The organism is Nitrobacter winogradskyi, from assembly GCF_006539545.1.
Lineage (GTDB): Bacteria > Pseudomonadota > Alphaproteobacteria > Rhizobiales > Xanthobacteraceae > Nitrobacter > Nitrobacter winogradskyi_A.
This window is the reverse complement of the sequence record NZ_BJNF01000016.1, coordinates 137,777-151,659: the sequence shown is the minus strand read 5'-3', so window position 1 is coordinate 151,659 and position 13,883 is coordinate 137,777. Positions and strand designations below refer to the sequence as shown.

General features: G+C 58.5%; 12 protein-coding genes. 3 read left to right on the top strand and 9 right to left on the bottom strand.

What is annotated here, in order from left to right; genetic code table 11:
• Positions 1-48: 48 nt before the first annotated feature.
• Both NWI01_RS03680 and NWI01_RS03675 read right to left on the bottom strand, forming a co-directional pair.
• On the bottom strand, positions 49-1,344 hold the full coding sequence (locus tag NWI01_RS03680; protein ID WP_141382585.1) for a tyrosine-type recombinase/integrase: 1,296 nt from the start codon (positions 1,342-1,344) through the stop codon (positions 49-51).
• Positions 1,345-1,960: 616 nt separating this feature from the next.
• The gene (locus tag NWI01_RS03675) at positions 1,961-3,577 is read right to left on the bottom strand and encodes an ATP-binding protein (protein ID WP_244613628.1); all 1,617 of its coding nucleotides are present in this window, start codon (positions 3,575-3,577) and stop codon (positions 1,961-1,963) included.
• Between the two features lie 15 nt (positions 3,578-3,592).
• On the opposite strand from NWI01_RS03675, the gene NWI01_RS19515 reads away from it, so the two are divergent.
• Positions 3,593-4,027, top strand: a complete 435-nt coding sequence (locus tag NWI01_RS19515; protein ID WP_244613629.1) for a hypothetical protein — start codon at positions 3,593-3,595, stop codon at positions 4,025-4,027.
• On the opposite strand, the gene NWI01_RS03670 is transcribed toward NWI01_RS19515, so the two are convergent.
• The 5 genes from NWI01_RS03670 to NWI01_RS03650 are packed head-to-tail and all read right to left on the bottom strand — an operon-like array spanning position 3,961 to position 11,040.
• A complete protein-coding gene (locus tag NWI01_RS03670) occupies positions 3,961-5,184 on the bottom strand; it encodes a GIY-YIG nuclease family protein (RefSeq protein ID WP_141382583.1) in 1,224 nt (407 codons plus the stop codon). The genes NWI01_RS19515 and NWI01_RS03670 overlap by 67 nt on opposite strands.
• On the bottom strand, positions 5,177-7,234 hold the full coding sequence (locus NWI01_RS03665; protein WP_141382582.1) for a DEAD/DEAH box helicase: 2,058 nt from the start codon (positions 7,232-7,234) through the stop codon (positions 5,177-5,179). Before NWI01_RS03665 ends, NWI01_RS03670 begins: the two co-directional genes overlap by 8 nt.
• Positions 7,231-8,064 (bottom strand): hypothetical protein, encoded by an 834-nt coding sequence (locus tag NWI01_RS03660; protein WP_141382581.1) that lies wholly within the window; start codon positions 8,062-8,064, stop codon positions 7,231-7,233. Before NWI01_RS03660 ends, NWI01_RS03665 begins: the two co-directional genes overlap by 4 nt.
• Entirely contained in the window at positions 8,061-10,826 is a 2,766-nt protein-coding gene (locus tag NWI01_RS03655; RefSeq protein WP_141382580.1) for a class I SAM-dependent DNA methyltransferase, read from the bottom strand. Before NWI01_RS03655 ends, NWI01_RS03660 begins: the two co-directional genes overlap by 4 nt.
• 19 nt (positions 10,827-10,845) lie before the next feature.
• On the bottom strand, positions 10,846-11,040 hold the full coding sequence (locus NWI01_RS03650; RefSeq protein ID WP_141382579.1) for a helix-turn-helix domain-containing protein: 195 nt from the start codon (positions 11,038-11,040) through the stop codon (positions 10,846-10,848).
• A 202-nt stretch (positions 11,041-11,242) separates the two neighbouring features.
• Here NWI01_RS03650 and NWI01_RS03645 point away from each other — a divergent pair, with 202 nt between their 5' ends.
• Together NWI01_RS03645 and NWI01_RS03640 are read left to right on the top strand one after the other, a co-directional pair.
• Positions 11,243-12,070, top strand: coding sequence for a type IV toxin-antitoxin system AbiEi family antitoxin domain-containing protein (locus NWI01_RS03645; RefSeq protein WP_141382578.1), 828 nt, complete (start codon positions 11,243-11,245; stop codon positions 12,068-12,070).
• On the top strand, positions 12,067-12,927 hold the full coding sequence (locus tag NWI01_RS03640) for a nucleotidyl transferase AbiEii/AbiGii toxin family protein (RefSeq protein ID WP_141382577.1): 861 nt from the start codon (positions 12,067-12,069) through the stop codon (positions 12,925-12,927). Before NWI01_RS03645 ends, NWI01_RS03640 begins: the two co-directional genes overlap by 4 nt.
• A gap of 229 nt (positions 12,928-13,156) precedes the next feature.
• On the opposite strand, the gene NWI01_RS03635 is transcribed toward NWI01_RS03640, so the two are convergent.
• Positions 13,157-13,423 (bottom strand): conjugal transfer protein TraD, encoded by a 267-nt coding sequence (locus NWI01_RS03635; RefSeq protein WP_141382576.1) that lies wholly within the window; start codon positions 13,421-13,423, stop codon positions 13,157-13,159.
• Position 13,424: 1 nt separating this feature from the next.
• Positions 13,425-13,751, bottom strand: coding sequence for a conjugal transfer protein TraD (locus tag NWI01_RS03630; RefSeq protein WP_181410356.1), 327 nt, complete (start codon positions 13,749-13,751; stop codon positions 13,425-13,427).
• Between the last annotated feature and the right edge of the window lie 132 nt (positions 13,752-13,883).

The window sequence follows — 13,883 nt, the reverse complement described above, 5'->3', positions numbered from 1 at the left end:
CAGTCAGGTCAATCTGTAAACGCTGGACTTCAGAGCCGGATCGATTCATCATAAACCCAATCCATCAAATGCCGGGACTGAACAGCTAGGCTCCGGGGCCAGAAGATCCATGGAAGCCGGATAGAGCGTAGGCACGTATTTCTGACCACCAACCCAGGCGTCGATCAGGTTGGCCCATTCCTGCATCATGTGGCGGCGCTGGTGCTCATATTCCGCCTTGTTGTAGATGCCCCGTGAGGATCGGCCATCCTCGTGCGCCAAGCACTTCTCGATCCAGTCGCTGTTGAAGCCCAGTTCGTTCAGCAGAGTCGAGCCGGTGCGTCGGAGATCGTGAACCGTAAAGGACTCCAGCGGGATTCCTTCCTTCTTGGCCCGCACCACCACCGCCGCCGTGACCCGATTGAACGTGGCCCGCGACATCGGCGCGTCAGCGTCGTAGCGCGACGGCAGGACGTATTTCGAGTTACCGGCGCAGGTCTTGAGAGCGATGAAGATGTCGAGCATTTGCTGCGATAGATAGACGTTGTGCGCCTTCGAGCGCTTCATTCGCTCCTTGGGGATCGACCAGACGGCGTTCTCAAAATCGACCTCGTCCCAGACTGCATCCTGCAATTCGCTCTTTCGCACCATCGAGAGCAGGATCAGCTTTATCCCGAGACGGATCGTCGGTATCGTCGGTAGCGTCGGGACATGCTCAAGCTGTCCGAGCATGATGCGGATCTCCGCGGGAGATAGCGACCTGTCCTTCGGCATGAAGGTCGCGATCGACGATGGGCCAACCTCGTCGGCCGGGTTGGCGACCTTCTCCCCGTGCAGGATGGCGAAGGCGAAAACCAACTTCACAATGTCTCTGACGTGGACCGCTGTTGCCGGCGCCCCGCGTTCCTTTACCTTCGTGCACAACCCGCGCAGATCCTCTGGCAGGATCTCGGTTAGCAGTCGATTGCGAAACGCCGGCAGGATGTCGCGCTCGAAGATCGACTGCCGCATCGCGCGTGTACTGTCCGCCATCCCAGCTTCCTGAAGCCAGCGTTCACCGAACTGGCCGAAGCTCTTGGCTTCCTTGATCCTCCGCTTCTCGCGCTGCTTTTCCTGCGCCGGCGAGCGACCCTCGGAAATCGCGCGCTTGGCATCAATCAGCTTCTCACGCGCTCGGGCCAGAGATAGACCCGCCGGGCCATAACGACCCAACGTCAGGGTCTCCCGACGGCCGTTGAGCCGGTAGTCCAAGCGGAACACGATTGAACCTGAAGGTTGGACCACGACGTACATACCGTCACGATCCACAATCTTGTATAATTTATCTTTTGGTTTCAGTGCCTCGATGGCGGCGTCGGTCAGCATCTGCACCCTCCAGATCGGTCAAAAAATGCAGGAGAGCACCCAATTATACCGTCAGGCCAAAATTGGACCGCCTGACATGGGTTTTATTCAACACTTACAAGTGCTTAAGCCAAAAAAATATACCGTCAGAAGCTCTCTTGCCCCTGACGGTATATGCGTTTTTCGGTTGAGACAGGACGCGCCATACGCCAGCCATACCGTCAAACGGGAGGCTAACCCGGCGATAGACGCCGAAAGCCTCAGAGAGATTTTTTCAGCATTTTCATTGGTTTATTTCGTATTATAGCGTGATGTTGGATACGCCCGGATGGGCAAAAATTATTCCCACTCGATGGTCAATGGGTTTGAGTTCGTATTGTAAATATTGGTCTTTCCGCCTGCGCTCCAAGTCCATACCAACTGCGATACCACCAAGCCAAGGGAACTGGATTCGTGGATTCTCTCCAGCGACCATCCCGCTATCAGCGTGCTCGCATCATAAACGAACGTCGGGAGAATGCGGAGCAAAAGAGTCGTAACTTCGAGAGCAGATGCCTCCCCTTCGTCAGCCTCGCTGGACCACGACCGATAGTGATGAGGATTACGTTTTCGTTGCAGCCACCGACCACCGGGCCGCTCAGTCGATACCGAGCTTGTTGAAGAAAATCTTGTTCCGCATTTCCGCGTCGCGCAGCAGCTTTGTCCAGCTAACCACCTCCATATAAAGGCTGATGTTGCCGAACCAGTTGAACCATCCGAGCCCGTCGGGCATCGGGGTAAAATTCTTCTCCTTTTGGAGCCAGTCTTTGACCTTTTTGGTCAGGTCGCAGACGACATAGCCGTAGAACGGTGTCGTATCGTTCACAAGGATGTCGCGTCCGGTCGGGGTCTTGAACTTGCCCTCCCGGATTTGATTGACGTAGCGGATAATCTGCTGAACTGGGTCTTCCTTCGAGGACGGGTCGGCAAAATCGTCCCGTTGCGGCTTCTTGAACTCGAAAATCGTGATGGGATTGCTGGCTTCATTGTCGCCACGATAGGCCACGCGGCGATTATAGACGGTGATGTCAGTGCGGTCCCTCGACGATTGCAGGGGTTTGTCGGACGATACATAGGATGTGAAATTCAGCCGCTCGTCCAAAATCCAGAGATTATGCGCGTCGTAATTCAATTCCTCAGAGTCCTTCTTGCGCGGCATGATGATGTCATGCACATCGCCTTCGGACTTGTGTTTTCCTTCGGCTCCGATTTCCAGCGACTTGGAAAATAACTCAAGGACGCATTTGCGCATGGAGACGTAGTGGATCAGGTCGTTCTTGCTGGTGTCTGAAATCTTTTCGATCAACTGTGAGATTTTCTCGCCAAGCTCATCGGGGTTTTCCGACTTCAGCAGCGCCGTGACCTGCGCTCGCGTCGTTATCTCCTGCTCATACTTTTTCTTTTGAAGGTGAAGCTCGATGTCCTGATTTGATGGCCGCATGGGCAAGGCGCTGAAATCCACCTCTTTTGCAAGGATGCGATGCCAGGGCGCGTCATTGGTCACATACTCAGCGATGCGCACCTCCTTGCGCTTCTTCCGTTCGGCGATCTCCGCGCCCACCGCCGATTGCGCGATCTCGGCGGCCTTCTGCTCGATGTCGGTCTGGGATATGCCGTTCAATAGGTCAGTGTCGGTTTGAAAACGAAACTCGCCTCTTTCGAGAGATACGTTATCGTTCAGGTAGTCGCCGAACACATAGGCTTTGATGACGAAGTTGCGTCCCTTGGCCAAATCCTGATCCGGCCCCGGCTCGAAGAACTCCTCCCCAAATTCAGGAATGTATGTTTGGAGCGGATTGTCCGTCACCTCCCGCCGATGCGCGACAAGACTGATCTTGCTCTTCGCCATTCGCGGCGCGAAGAATTTGAACACGCGGACCTGAAAGGATTTTTTATCTTCGTTCGCTGATAGCGAAAACGTCCCTTCGTCCACCTTCATCTCGACGATCTGGCTGTTCTCCTTGCCTAGATAGTCATTGAGGGAGAGGGAATCGGATGGATTCTTGGCTTCCCGGATCACCACGCTCGGACAGGGGCGATCTTGATCCACGAAATAGGACAGCAACCGCTCCACCACAACACGGCTGATGGTTTCCAGCTTCTTATCGGGAAATCTGACCGACTTGATACCAGAAATCTCGATGGTAGCGCCGGCCGCCTGCGCCTGAGACGGACCTTCCTTTTCATCGACGATGATGTCCTTGTCCAAGCCCATCCTGAAAGAACGGTCATGGAAGGCATCGCCTTCGGCGAAGGTGCTGGATACCTTCACCCGGTCAAAATATTTCAGGCAGGTGAAGCGGCCGAATCCTTTGCCTCCATCCGCGATTTTCTGCTCGGTGTAGAGAGTGTCGAAGGCGTCGCGGTTGGTCTTGGTGAAGCCTATGCCGTTATCCTTAACCCTAAAGCCGTCAACCTCCTCGAGGCGATCGATTATGTCGGCTTGTCCGTTTCGGAGAACTTCGATTTCGACCAAGCCGTTCTGTATGCCTTTTGCGTCGATGGCCTGAATCGCATTCACGACCAGCTCTACCAACGGTGTGTATATATTGGTGCCGGAACGAATGTTCTCGACCAGCCGCTTGACGTTGACATTGCTCATGCCAAATTCCCCGGCAAGGGCGACGCGCTGTGCTTTACAAGACTGGCGGTCTTCGGATCGTAGACAAATCCCGTAATCGTGCCGTCCTTGATCTTCTCCACCGCATCGTCGATCACGAACAACGGCACGAGGAACCATTCACGCGGGATGACCGGGTTGCCGAACCTATCCTTGATCTCGATGTCGAGCCGTGCGGGGCCGAAGATGCGGTGGATCAGGTTTTCCAGCCGGGTGCGGTTGATGTTGTAGAGCTTGTAGGTCGCTACGATCTCCACGTCCGCCAATAGGAAAGTCGGGTCCAGCTTGGCGTTGGCGATACGTTTTACGACATCGCTGCCGGTGACGCCGATCTTGTGAACGAGGTTGCGGTTGGCGGCGACAGTGGAATTGTCCGACTGGCTACGCAGCACATAAATGGTGCCGCTGGCGAGGTCGTCGGTTTCGCTTTCGCTGGCGAACAACGGCCCGGCGCTCGGCTCGGACACGCTGCGGCTGGTTTCGTCCTTGTAGAGCGCGCGTTGCAGGGACCGGAGTAGCAGGTTGCTCTCTGTGCCGTTGGAATAGATGACGCGCAGGCGGGCGTCGCTTTCGCCATTCGGCGCTTTGAAGGGTTCGCCGACTTCGGCGACGTAGGCGATCTGTCCGCCAAGGATAAAAAACTCCCCAGCCTTGATGTCGGTTTTCAGGAAGCCAGCGTCCTTGCGGATCGGTTGGGTGATGCGCGCGCCGCTGTCGATGTCAGCCTGGACGGTATCGAATAGCGGCTTGAAGCGGGGGAAGTCCTCGCACCGTTCACGGTTGGCGATTTCCTCGGCGGCGCGCTTTTCGGCGGTGGTGCGGACGTGGCGAACATCGGTGATGTCCGTCGTGCCTGCCGCGCCCTCCAGCTCGGCGAGCAATTCATCGTCGTCCATTTCCTCCGCCGGAGCGGCAACCGCATCCTCTGCACCCGCAAGCAAGCCTTGATGATCGAGTGATGTAAGAAGAGAACGGCACTCTTCCAGCGCGCGCAGGCGGTCGAGCCGCGTGGCGTAAAGCCGCTCGAAAATATCACGCTCCTCGCCATGTTGCGGGGCACGGCCATGCTGATCGACGAAACGCTGAATTTCCTCGAAGCCCGCGATGATGCGTTCCTCGCGTGCGGAGCGTCCGCCCTTCTTTTCAGGCTGGGCGAAATCCGCGAGTTCGTTGCGCAGTTCATCAAGGTCGAGGTCACTCATAGCGGCCCTCATCCTTGAAGCGCACGAAGGCGGCTGCGCCTTCGGCCAGCAGCTTCTCCCAGGCATCGGTCGAGCTGATTGAGGGCAGCCGTCCGCGCTCCTTCTTAAACTTGACCGCGCGCACGGCGTATTCCTTCGCCTCCTCCGGCGTCAGCGTGGTGCGCTTCGCGGCAATCGCGGCTTTCACCTGTTGCAAGCGTTCCTCGTTCATCGTTTTGGCGAGGATCGAATAAGCTTCCTTGAACGGGTTGATGCGGTCGATCAGGTCGATGTCGAGTTCGCGCACGTCCATCGCAAACTTGCGCACGCCATCGATCAGGGCGGTGTTGGCGGTCGGTTCGCCGTTCACGCGATCAAGCATGGATTGCTTGGCCTGCTGAGTGATGTTGAGCGCGGCGATAGCGTGCTGGCGGACCGCCTCCTGGTCTTCGTCGCTCAGCTCGGGATATTTGTCCTTCACGATCTTGCCCATACGAACCTGCGTCAGTTCCTCGGGCACCAGCTCGTCGTCGAACAGACCGCGCTCGATGGTGGTCTTGTCCTGAACGAAGGCGGCGATCACCTCGTTCAAATCCTGCTGGCAGATGCGCGCAGCCTCGTGACTCTTGGGCTCGACAAGGCCCTTGATCTCGAACTGGAAGACACCGCGCTCCTCGCTGAAACCAACATTGCACTTGTTCGGATCGTAGCCGCCTTCACCATAGTCGAAGCCTGGGGTCGGCCCGCTTTGCGGGTTCTTCGGCTTGAACTCAAAGCGCGGGGCAAGCACCTGCTCCATGAGCAGGCTGGCGGCGATGGCCTTCAACGTGTCGTTGACGGCCTCGGTCACGGCATCCTCGGCGGCATCGGGTTCGGCGATCAGATTGGTGAAGCGCGCGCGGGTCTTGTTCGGCGCATCGCGGGTCGCGCGGCCGATGATCTGCACGATCTCGGTGAGGCTGGAGCGATAGCCGACGGTCAGCGCGTGTTCGCACCAGATCCAGTCGAAGCCTTCCTTGGCCATGCCCAGCGCGATGATGATGTCCACATGGTCGCGGTTGTTCTTCTGCGTGGGGTCTTTCAGCGCCAGGGAAACACGGTCGCGCTTGTTCGCTTCGTCATCGACGAGATCGGCGATGCGGAGCGTCCGGCCACCCGGCGTCTTGACGAGCTGGAATCCCGTGGCAGCGTCGATGCCCTGCCAGTCGCCGAGCGCGCCGATGATGTGTTCCACTTCCTTGATCTTGTCCTTCGTGCTTTCGCGCGAATTGACGTTCGGAATATGGACGATGGTCTTCTCGGTGGGATCGAGTACCGCGAGGATGTCGTCTGCATAGGAGCCGGAATAGAAGAAATAACCGATGTCGAGCTGCTTCAGATATTCGTAGCCGTTGAGCTGTTCGTAATAGGTGTAGGTGACGGACTCGAACTTGGCCTCGTCCTGTGGGGCCAGCACCGGCACGGCGTCGCCACGGAAGTAAGAGCCGGTCATCGCCACGATATGCGTCTTTTCGCGGGCGATCAGTTGACCGAGGTGCTGGCCGAGCTTGCTGTCTGGATCGGCCGAGACGTGATGGAACTCGTCTATGGCGATCAGTCGGTCGTCGAAGGCTTCCACCCCGAACCTGTCCACGGCGAAGCGGAAGGTGGCATGGGTGCAGACCAGCACCTTGTCGTCGCTGTTCAGGAAAGCCTCGACCGAATTGACCTTGCCGCCATTGTCCGAGCCGGGGGCGTTGCAGAGGTTCCATTTCGGCGCGACCATCCAGTCGGTCCAGAATCCGAAGCGGGACAACGGCTCGTCGTTGAAGCTCGCGCCGATGCTTTTCTCCGGCACGACAATAATGGCTTGCTTGAGCCCCTGGTTGGCGAGTTTGTCGAGGGCGACGAACATGAGCGCGCGGCTCTTGCCGGAAGCCGGCGGCGACTTGATGAGAAGATATTGCTCACCGCGCTTCTCATAGACGCGCTCTTGCATGGGCCTCATGCCGAGCGAGTTGGCCTTGGTCGAGCCGCCGTTGTGCGCATAGGTGACGGAGACGGAGGGAATGGATTTGGCTTCTGGCTTCATTTTCTTTCCCCCGCTACGCTGGCAAGCGCCGCCTTCAGCACCTGAAAACAGACTTTCGCCGTATGTTCGTCCGGTGTGAAGCCGGATACCATTTGTTCGTATGGATGGATGTAGTTGCGAAAATCCCGAAGCCCGTGACTGAACTTCTTCACGTCCGGCTTCAGCAACCCAGCCTCACAGGCGACATCTATGAACTGTGCGAGGCTCCATTCGTGGAAACGCTTCACGCTGCCGTCCACGGCCTTCGGGCTGGCCGAAGCCCTGTTGAAGCGCGCAGGCTCTTTCTGTGCCGCTCCGAGAAGGACCGCCTCCAGCACGCTACCACACAGGAAGATAGTAGAGAGGTACGCGCCCGCGCCCATTGCCGCCCGCGCTTCGTTCAGGCGACTCTCGATGATCGGCACGGCCATCGCCTCAATCGGCAATTTCTGAATGTTGGGAATCGAAAATTCGCTATGCAGAAAGTCGTCAATGGTCTGGGTCGGTTTTGCAGGCGCGCGCACCCCTGAAAGACGCGCGACGATGCCGCGCGACTTTTCGAGAACCGACGCCTCTGCATCGCGATTGTTCAGGGTGCAGTCTGCCTCATAGGCATCCAGCATCTCTCCAAGCACTTTTCCGACCAGAACATCGGGCTCTTGTTCCCAGAAAGCCCGCATCTTCTTGGCCTTGGAACTGCCGTAGGTCTGATACTTCTGGCCGTGAATGTTGACCCGGTGGCGGTTGAAAAATTCGCCAAACGTCGCATCGGAATAGTCCAGAACATAGCCGCTCTGCATCCCGAGCAACTTTTCAAAATAGCGTTTTTCGATGTCGGTGAGGCTGCTCATGCGGCGCTCACCTTTCGTTTCTTCCCCACCCCTGCTTCGGCGGTCATCTTGGTGTAAAGCTCGAATAGCTTTTCCAGCCGCTCGGTGTCGTTGCGGAACCGGCGGCCGATATAGATGCGCTCCAACACTTCATCGTTGCGCTCATGGGCTTCGCGCAGGTCGGGGGGCATGTTGTCGGGATCGTAAAGGTCGGCGATGGTCGCCGGGAAATGCGCCTCGCGCGCCAACAAGATGTCCTCGACACAGCGAGTCAGATCGGCCTTGTTCTTCTCTGTGAGCGTCGGCACTGGAAAGGTATTCCAGCCGAGCGTGTTGGAATAACGGTATCGGGTTTCCAACTTGCCGCACACTGTTGCAATCCAGACGAGATGCAAACGTGAAGCGATAAGCGCGATGCTGAAAACGGGCGCATCGTATAGTGCATAGGCGAGATTGCTCAGAACTGCGCGCTTATCAAAGAGCGCGACAGGGAGGTACTCTCGACTTTCAGAGGAGACCCCTCCTACTCCTATCGTGTGAGAGCGCGATTGCCCAGCCAGATAAACGAACCTGTGCGGTCTATCCGCGAACTCCTGAGTAGAATCTAGGGGGCTTTCGGTTCGCATAAGGCGGACCTTTTCAAGCCTGTTTGCAATATAGGGAACTGTCGTGGCAACGGACAGTTGGTCGTCCTCTATCCAAAGACATTGGCGTTGATTGCCTTTGATCAGCTCATCGGTTCCAACATAGGGACGGATGAAATCTGCTGCGTGCGGATGCGCGTGCGTGAGTTCGGCTGCCTCATCGAATGATAGAATGAGGTGTCCCCCATCCCTAGGCATGCTGCCAGTAATCATGGGGGACAGTTGCGAGAGTGGCTTTGGAGAGGTGTCTACGAAGATGTTTGATGTAGAAAGTAGGTAAGGACTAATATTATTGACCGACCTAACTTGGCCTCCATCAAAGATTTTCCTGTCGGATCTGGATACAAGATTGGAGACGCCGACGATATTAACTGTAACACCTGCGTTGTTGGTGGCCAGATTCGCCCATTTGAATGGACGATACGCGAAGGTGATATGAATACCGCCCTGAAGTATCTCCTTCCAAAGTACTGAAACCTGGAGCCCCTCGCAATTTGAACTCGTGCAGACAAATGCAAATGTTGCGGGTTGCCTTTCGATATAGTCTTTGCCTTTAAGGAACCATCCAGCAACATAATCCAAAGACTTCCACTTTGGAATCCGCTTTCCGCATAACTGTAAAAGGTCATCCTTCTGGTGCTTGGTCTGTTTTCGGCTCCCGTAGTATGGCGGATTTCCGCAGATGTACGTTTCGCCGCCCTCGTTCACAAAGTCGATCTGCGCTTGATCGAGCGGCGTATGAAATAGGTCGTCGGCTTGATGCTTTACGCCGGTCCCAGTTGGAGGGCAGACGCTCAACCAGTCCAGCCGCAGGGCATTGTCGCAGGTGATCCAGTTCTCAGCGTCGAGCGGCAGGAAGTCCCGCAGGGCTTCCTTCTGGCCCCGATAAAGGACATCACACTGATATTCGGCGATGATAAGGGCCAGCCGCGCGATCTCGGCCGGGAAGCTGCGCAGCTCGATCCCCCGGAAATTGGTCAGCGGGATTTCGCTCCGCCTGTCCGGTTCGCCGCGCCGACTGTTGATCGTGGCCTCGATCTCCCGCATCTGCTTGTAGGCGATGACAAGGAAATTGCCGGAGCCGCAGGCCGGGTCGAAGACCCTGATCCGCGACATGCGCTTGCGTAGGTTCAGCAACATGCGGGGGTTGTCCCCGGCTTCGTCGAGCCGCGCGCGCAGATCGTCGAGGAATAGCGGATTGAGCACCTTCAGGATGTTCGGAACGCTCGTGTAGTGCATCCCGAGCGCGCCGCGCTCCTCGTCCTCCGCAACGGCCTGAATCATCGAACCGAAGATGTCGGGGTTGATCTTCTTCCAGTCGAGACCGCCGATGTGGATAAGGTAGGAGCGAGCGATCCGGCTGAAGCGCGGCACATCCATACTGCCGGAAAACAGGCCGCCGTTCACATAAGGAAACGCATCCGCCCAGCGGGGGATGTTAGCCGCCGCGCGATCCTCGATCTTCGTGTTCATGGCGCGGAACAGCGTCCCGATCACCTCATGGGTGTTGGACGAGTCCTTCGCGCCCATCTGCGCAACCGTCGCCGTGAATAGATCGTCGCCGAAAAAGATGTCCGTGCTTTCGGCGAAGAAGCAAAAGATCAGCCGCGCCATGAAGTGATTCATGTCGGGGCGGCGGTCGGCAGCGCCCCAATCAGGGTTGTCCTTCAACAACTCCACATAAAGCCGGTTCAGGCGGCCGGTCGCCCGGATGTCGAACGAGCTTTCGCGCACCTGCTTAACGGTGGTGATCCCGGCAAGCGGTAGGAAGAATCCGAAATGGTTAGGGAAGTCGGCATAGGTGCAGGCGACCGTTTCGCCTGTATCCAAATCTTCCGCCTCGAAGGCTACGCCGTCCGTGGCGAGGATGAAACGCGCCTTCGCCTTCGTCGTGGCAGGGCTGACTTTTAAGGCGGCCAGAGCCGCCGTCGCCGCGCCCGGCACGCAAACGGCGATATGAATGTGATTGCGTTGCAGGACGCCGCCGAGGTCGGAGCTATTCGACGCGCCGGCCCGCAGCCGCTTGATCGTGGCGTCCTTGTTGCCGAAGGCTTGCAGGAAGGCAAACGGGAACTCGCCGCCGTCGAACGGCAGTTCGGCAAGCGCCGATATGGCTTCCTCGATCTCGACGGCGTTCATCTGCCCCCTGCACCGGCCTTCATGCCGGCCGTTCTTTCTGTTGCTCCTCGACCTTGCGCTTGATCCAGCTTGCGATTGCCTGCCGCTCGAAACGCCACGATCCGCCGACCTTGAAGCCGGGAATCTCGCCCGCGAGGGCGAGCTTGTAGGCGGTCTTCTCATTGAGCTTGAGAAGCTCGGCCACCTCCCGGATCGTCAGGATTTCGTCGGTCATGCGCCCGCCGTGAGTCGCGTTCCATGAAGCATATAGAGGATCAGGGAAAATTCGAGAAGATAGTGGTGGTCGCTGTCCGCTCGGCAAGAACCGAAGCCGTAGCAGCATCATATTGGAAAATCGGCCTTGAAAGCGGATTTTCGAGTATGACTCATATGCGGAATCATATTGAAATTTCCGCTCTATAAGCGGATAATGGGATATGATTCGAATCGAACGATCAGCCTTATCCTCCTACGCTTCCGGCTTGCTTGCCAGGGGCCGGGGGGTCTTTTCTGCGGATGAGGCACAGAAGGAGATCGGCGTCAGCCGGGGCGCGTTCCTCGACGCCGCCGAGCGTTTGCAGCGGCACGGCCAGCTTATCCGGCCCCGACGCGGCTTCTATGTGGTAGTGCCGCCCCAGCACGCCACGGCAGGAGCGCCGCCGCCGGAATGGTACATCGACGCCCTAATGCGCCATGAGCAGCGACCCTACTATGTAGGGCTGCTGACGGCGGCGACGGCCCACGGCGCTTCCCACCAGGCCGTGATGGAGTTTCAGGTCGTCACGAATAAGCTCCTGCCCGACATCGAGGCGGGGCGGACGCGAATCGTCTTTTCCTACCGCAAGGGTATGACGGCGGTGGCGGCGGGAATCGAAGATCGCAAGACGCAATCGGGCTATATGAAGCTGTCCTCGCCGGAACTCACGGCGCTCGATCTGGTGCGCTACCCGCAGTCCGGCGCAGGTCTAGACAACATCGCGACGGTGCTTTCCGAGCTTGCCGAACGGCTGCAACCTAAAAAGCTCGCCGCCCTGTCGGGCGCTTTCGAGAAGGCGGTCGTGCAGCGCCTCGGGCATCTGCTCGGAAGGCTGGGGCATCCGCAGATCGCGGAGGCGATGTTCGTGGCGCTGTCGGCGCGCGGATCGCTGCCGTGGGTCGAACTCGATCCCAAGCAGGCGGGCGATCCTGATTTGTCGCCGCCGCCATCCGAACGCGATGCACGCTGGCGCGTGATCGTCCGCCGGCCGCCGGAGATCGACGAATGATCCCGCAGGATTACATCACTGCCTGGAGCCGTGTCGCGCCGTGGGCAAGCCAGCGGCAGGTCGAGCAAGACCTCATCATCAGCCGCGCGCTTGTCGCTATCTTCTCCGATCCGTTCTTGCGCGGCGAACTGCGCTTCCGTGGCGGCACGGCGCTCAACAAGCTGCATTTCCCCGCGCCGCTGCGCTATTCGGAAGACATCGACCTCGTGCGAACGAGCGCCGGCCCGATTGGGCCAGTCCTCGATGGTGTTCGCGCCGTGCTGGAACCGTGGCTTGGCAAGGCAAAGTCCGATCCAAGCCCCGTCGCTCCCAAGCTTCGCTTTCGCGTCGATGCGGAAGGCGAACCCGCCGACGTGCGCATCAACCTCAAAATCGAGATCAACACGCGCGAGCGGGAAGCCTACGATCCGCCCATCGAGATACTGTTCGGCATCGAAAATCCGTGGTTCATCGGCAGGGTCGCAATCCCGACATTCTCGCGGGAGGAAATGCTGGCGACCAAGTTGCGGGCCTTGCTTCAGCGCAACAAGGGCCGCGACCTGTTCGACCTCGATCACGCGCTCACCGTGTTCGATGGGCTGGACACCGCCAGGATCATCGCATGTTTCCGCCTCTATCTCGAAAAGGCGGAGACTACGATTTCGAGGGCCGAAGCGCAGCAGCGCATGTTCCAAAAACTTGCCAATCCGACCTTCTTCACCGACATGCGCCCATTGCTTGCAACGGATCGCGCCAAAGCTCTGACCGACGAAACCCTCAAGACCACGTTTGTCCGGGTGATGAAGGAACTGATCGACCGGATACCCGGCGACGAATGGGCGAAGGCCGCAGACATGCGGGAGCGGTTCGGAGTCTAAACATCCCCACGACGCTGTTGCGCTCAGCCTCGAACGCCTCTTTCCCCTTTGCGGCCCAGAGCGCCAATGCTTTCTCGCTCATCGCTTTGACGCTTGTCAGCCATCCAGAGCGTTGCGCCGTGACGGCTTTCCTTCCGTTCCATTTTTGCTTGCGTGTCTTTGCGCGGCGTTGCCGCGCGATGGCGGGCGGCGCTGCGATATGTGAGGTCTCCGCGCCGCCCGCCATCGGTCACGCCCGATCCTGCGGCGGTTGAGTTCTGCCATATGCGCCTGCCGGACGCTCCATCTCGAACGCCGTCTTTCCGAGTTTCGTCCATGTATCGCGCGCATGGTCGCCGTCCTCGCTGTTGAGCTTGTCGGCGATCCAGAGCAGCGCGCCGTAGATCATGGCGCGGTCGTCTCCGGTCAGGTCCACCATGCCCGCCTTGACGACGAGGCCGCCGAGTTCGATCAGATGCCGGGTGCGCTTGCGGCGTTCGACCTGCCACGTCCGCATATCATGCCGCGCCCGCGCCGCTTGATGCCGGGTGCACGCCGGCCGATTGCGTTGGAGCGCCGCCGCTGTCGCGATCAGGCGCTGATGCAGTTCGCCGCGACCGGCCCTGAAAGAACGCCGCACCGCGCTTGGCCCATGCCTCCCTCTTTGCGGCATCGGTCGTTTCCGCCAGCACGACCAGCGCACCAGCCAGTTCGTCGGCGGTGAGGCCGTCCGCCCCGGTAGCGATCACCAACTCGCCAAGCTGCTGCACCTTGCGGGTTTTCAGTTCCCGCGCCTTGTCCTCAAGCGCCTTCAATTCCGCATCGTAGTCCCGTGGTTTGCGCATCATCACCTCCATAAGCTGTTGATGCAGCGATGATAGTTGCGCGTGGCGCGAAACGCAGTATTGTTGCCGGGACGGTCTGGCACAGCCCGGTCCATCCCGAGATTTTTTCGAGGGAGGGCGCGCTTATACGTC

Excerpts from the sequence above, each read along its gene's own strand:
- NWI01_RS03680 (WP_141382585.1), bottom strand. The coding sequence starts at position 1,344 with ATGCTGACCGACGCCGCCATCGAGGCACTGAAACCAAAAGATAAATTA.
- NWI01_RS03675 (WP_244613628.1), bottom strand. The coding sequence starts at position 3,577 with ATGGGCTTGGACAAGGACATCATCGTCGATGAAAAGGAAGGTCCGTCT.
- NWI01_RS19515 (WP_244613629.1), top strand. The coding sequence starts at position 3,593 with ATGGAAGGCATCGCCTTCGGCGAAGGTGCTGGATACCTTCACCCGGTC.
- NWI01_RS03670 (WP_141382583.1), bottom strand. The coding sequence starts at position 5,184 with ATGAGTGACCTCGACCTTGATGAACTGCGCAACGAACTCGCGGATTTC.
- NWI01_RS03665 (WP_141382582.1), bottom strand. The coding sequence starts at position 7,234 with ATGAAGCCAGAAGCCAAATCCATTCCCTCCGTCTCCGTCACCTATGCG.
- NWI01_RS03660 (WP_141382581.1), bottom strand. The coding sequence starts at position 8,064 with ATGAGCAGCCTCACCGACATCGAAAAACGCTATTTTGAAAAGTTGCTC.
- NWI01_RS03655 (WP_141382580.1), bottom strand. The coding sequence starts at position 10,826 with ATGAACGCCGTCGAGATCGAGGAAGCCATATCGGCGCTTGCCGAACTG.
- NWI01_RS03650 (WP_141382579.1), bottom strand. The coding sequence starts at position 11,040 with ATGACCGACGAAATCCTGACGATCCGGGAGGTGGCCGAGCTTCTCAAG.
- NWI01_RS03645 (WP_141382578.1), top strand. The coding sequence starts at position 11,243 with ATGATTCGAATCGAACGATCAGCCTTATCCTCCTACGCTTCCGGCTTG.
- NWI01_RS03640 (WP_141382577.1), top strand. The coding sequence starts at position 12,067 with ATGATCCCGCAGGATTACATCACTGCCTGGAGCCGTGTCGCGCCGTGG.
- NWI01_RS03635 (WP_141382576.1), bottom strand. The coding sequence starts at position 13,423 with ATGCGGACGTGGCAGGTCGAACGCCGCAAGCGCACCCGGCATCTGATC.
- NWI01_RS03630 (WP_181410356.1), bottom strand. The coding sequence starts at position 13,751 with ATGCGCAAACCACGGGACTACGATGCGGAATTGAAGGCGCTTGAGGAC.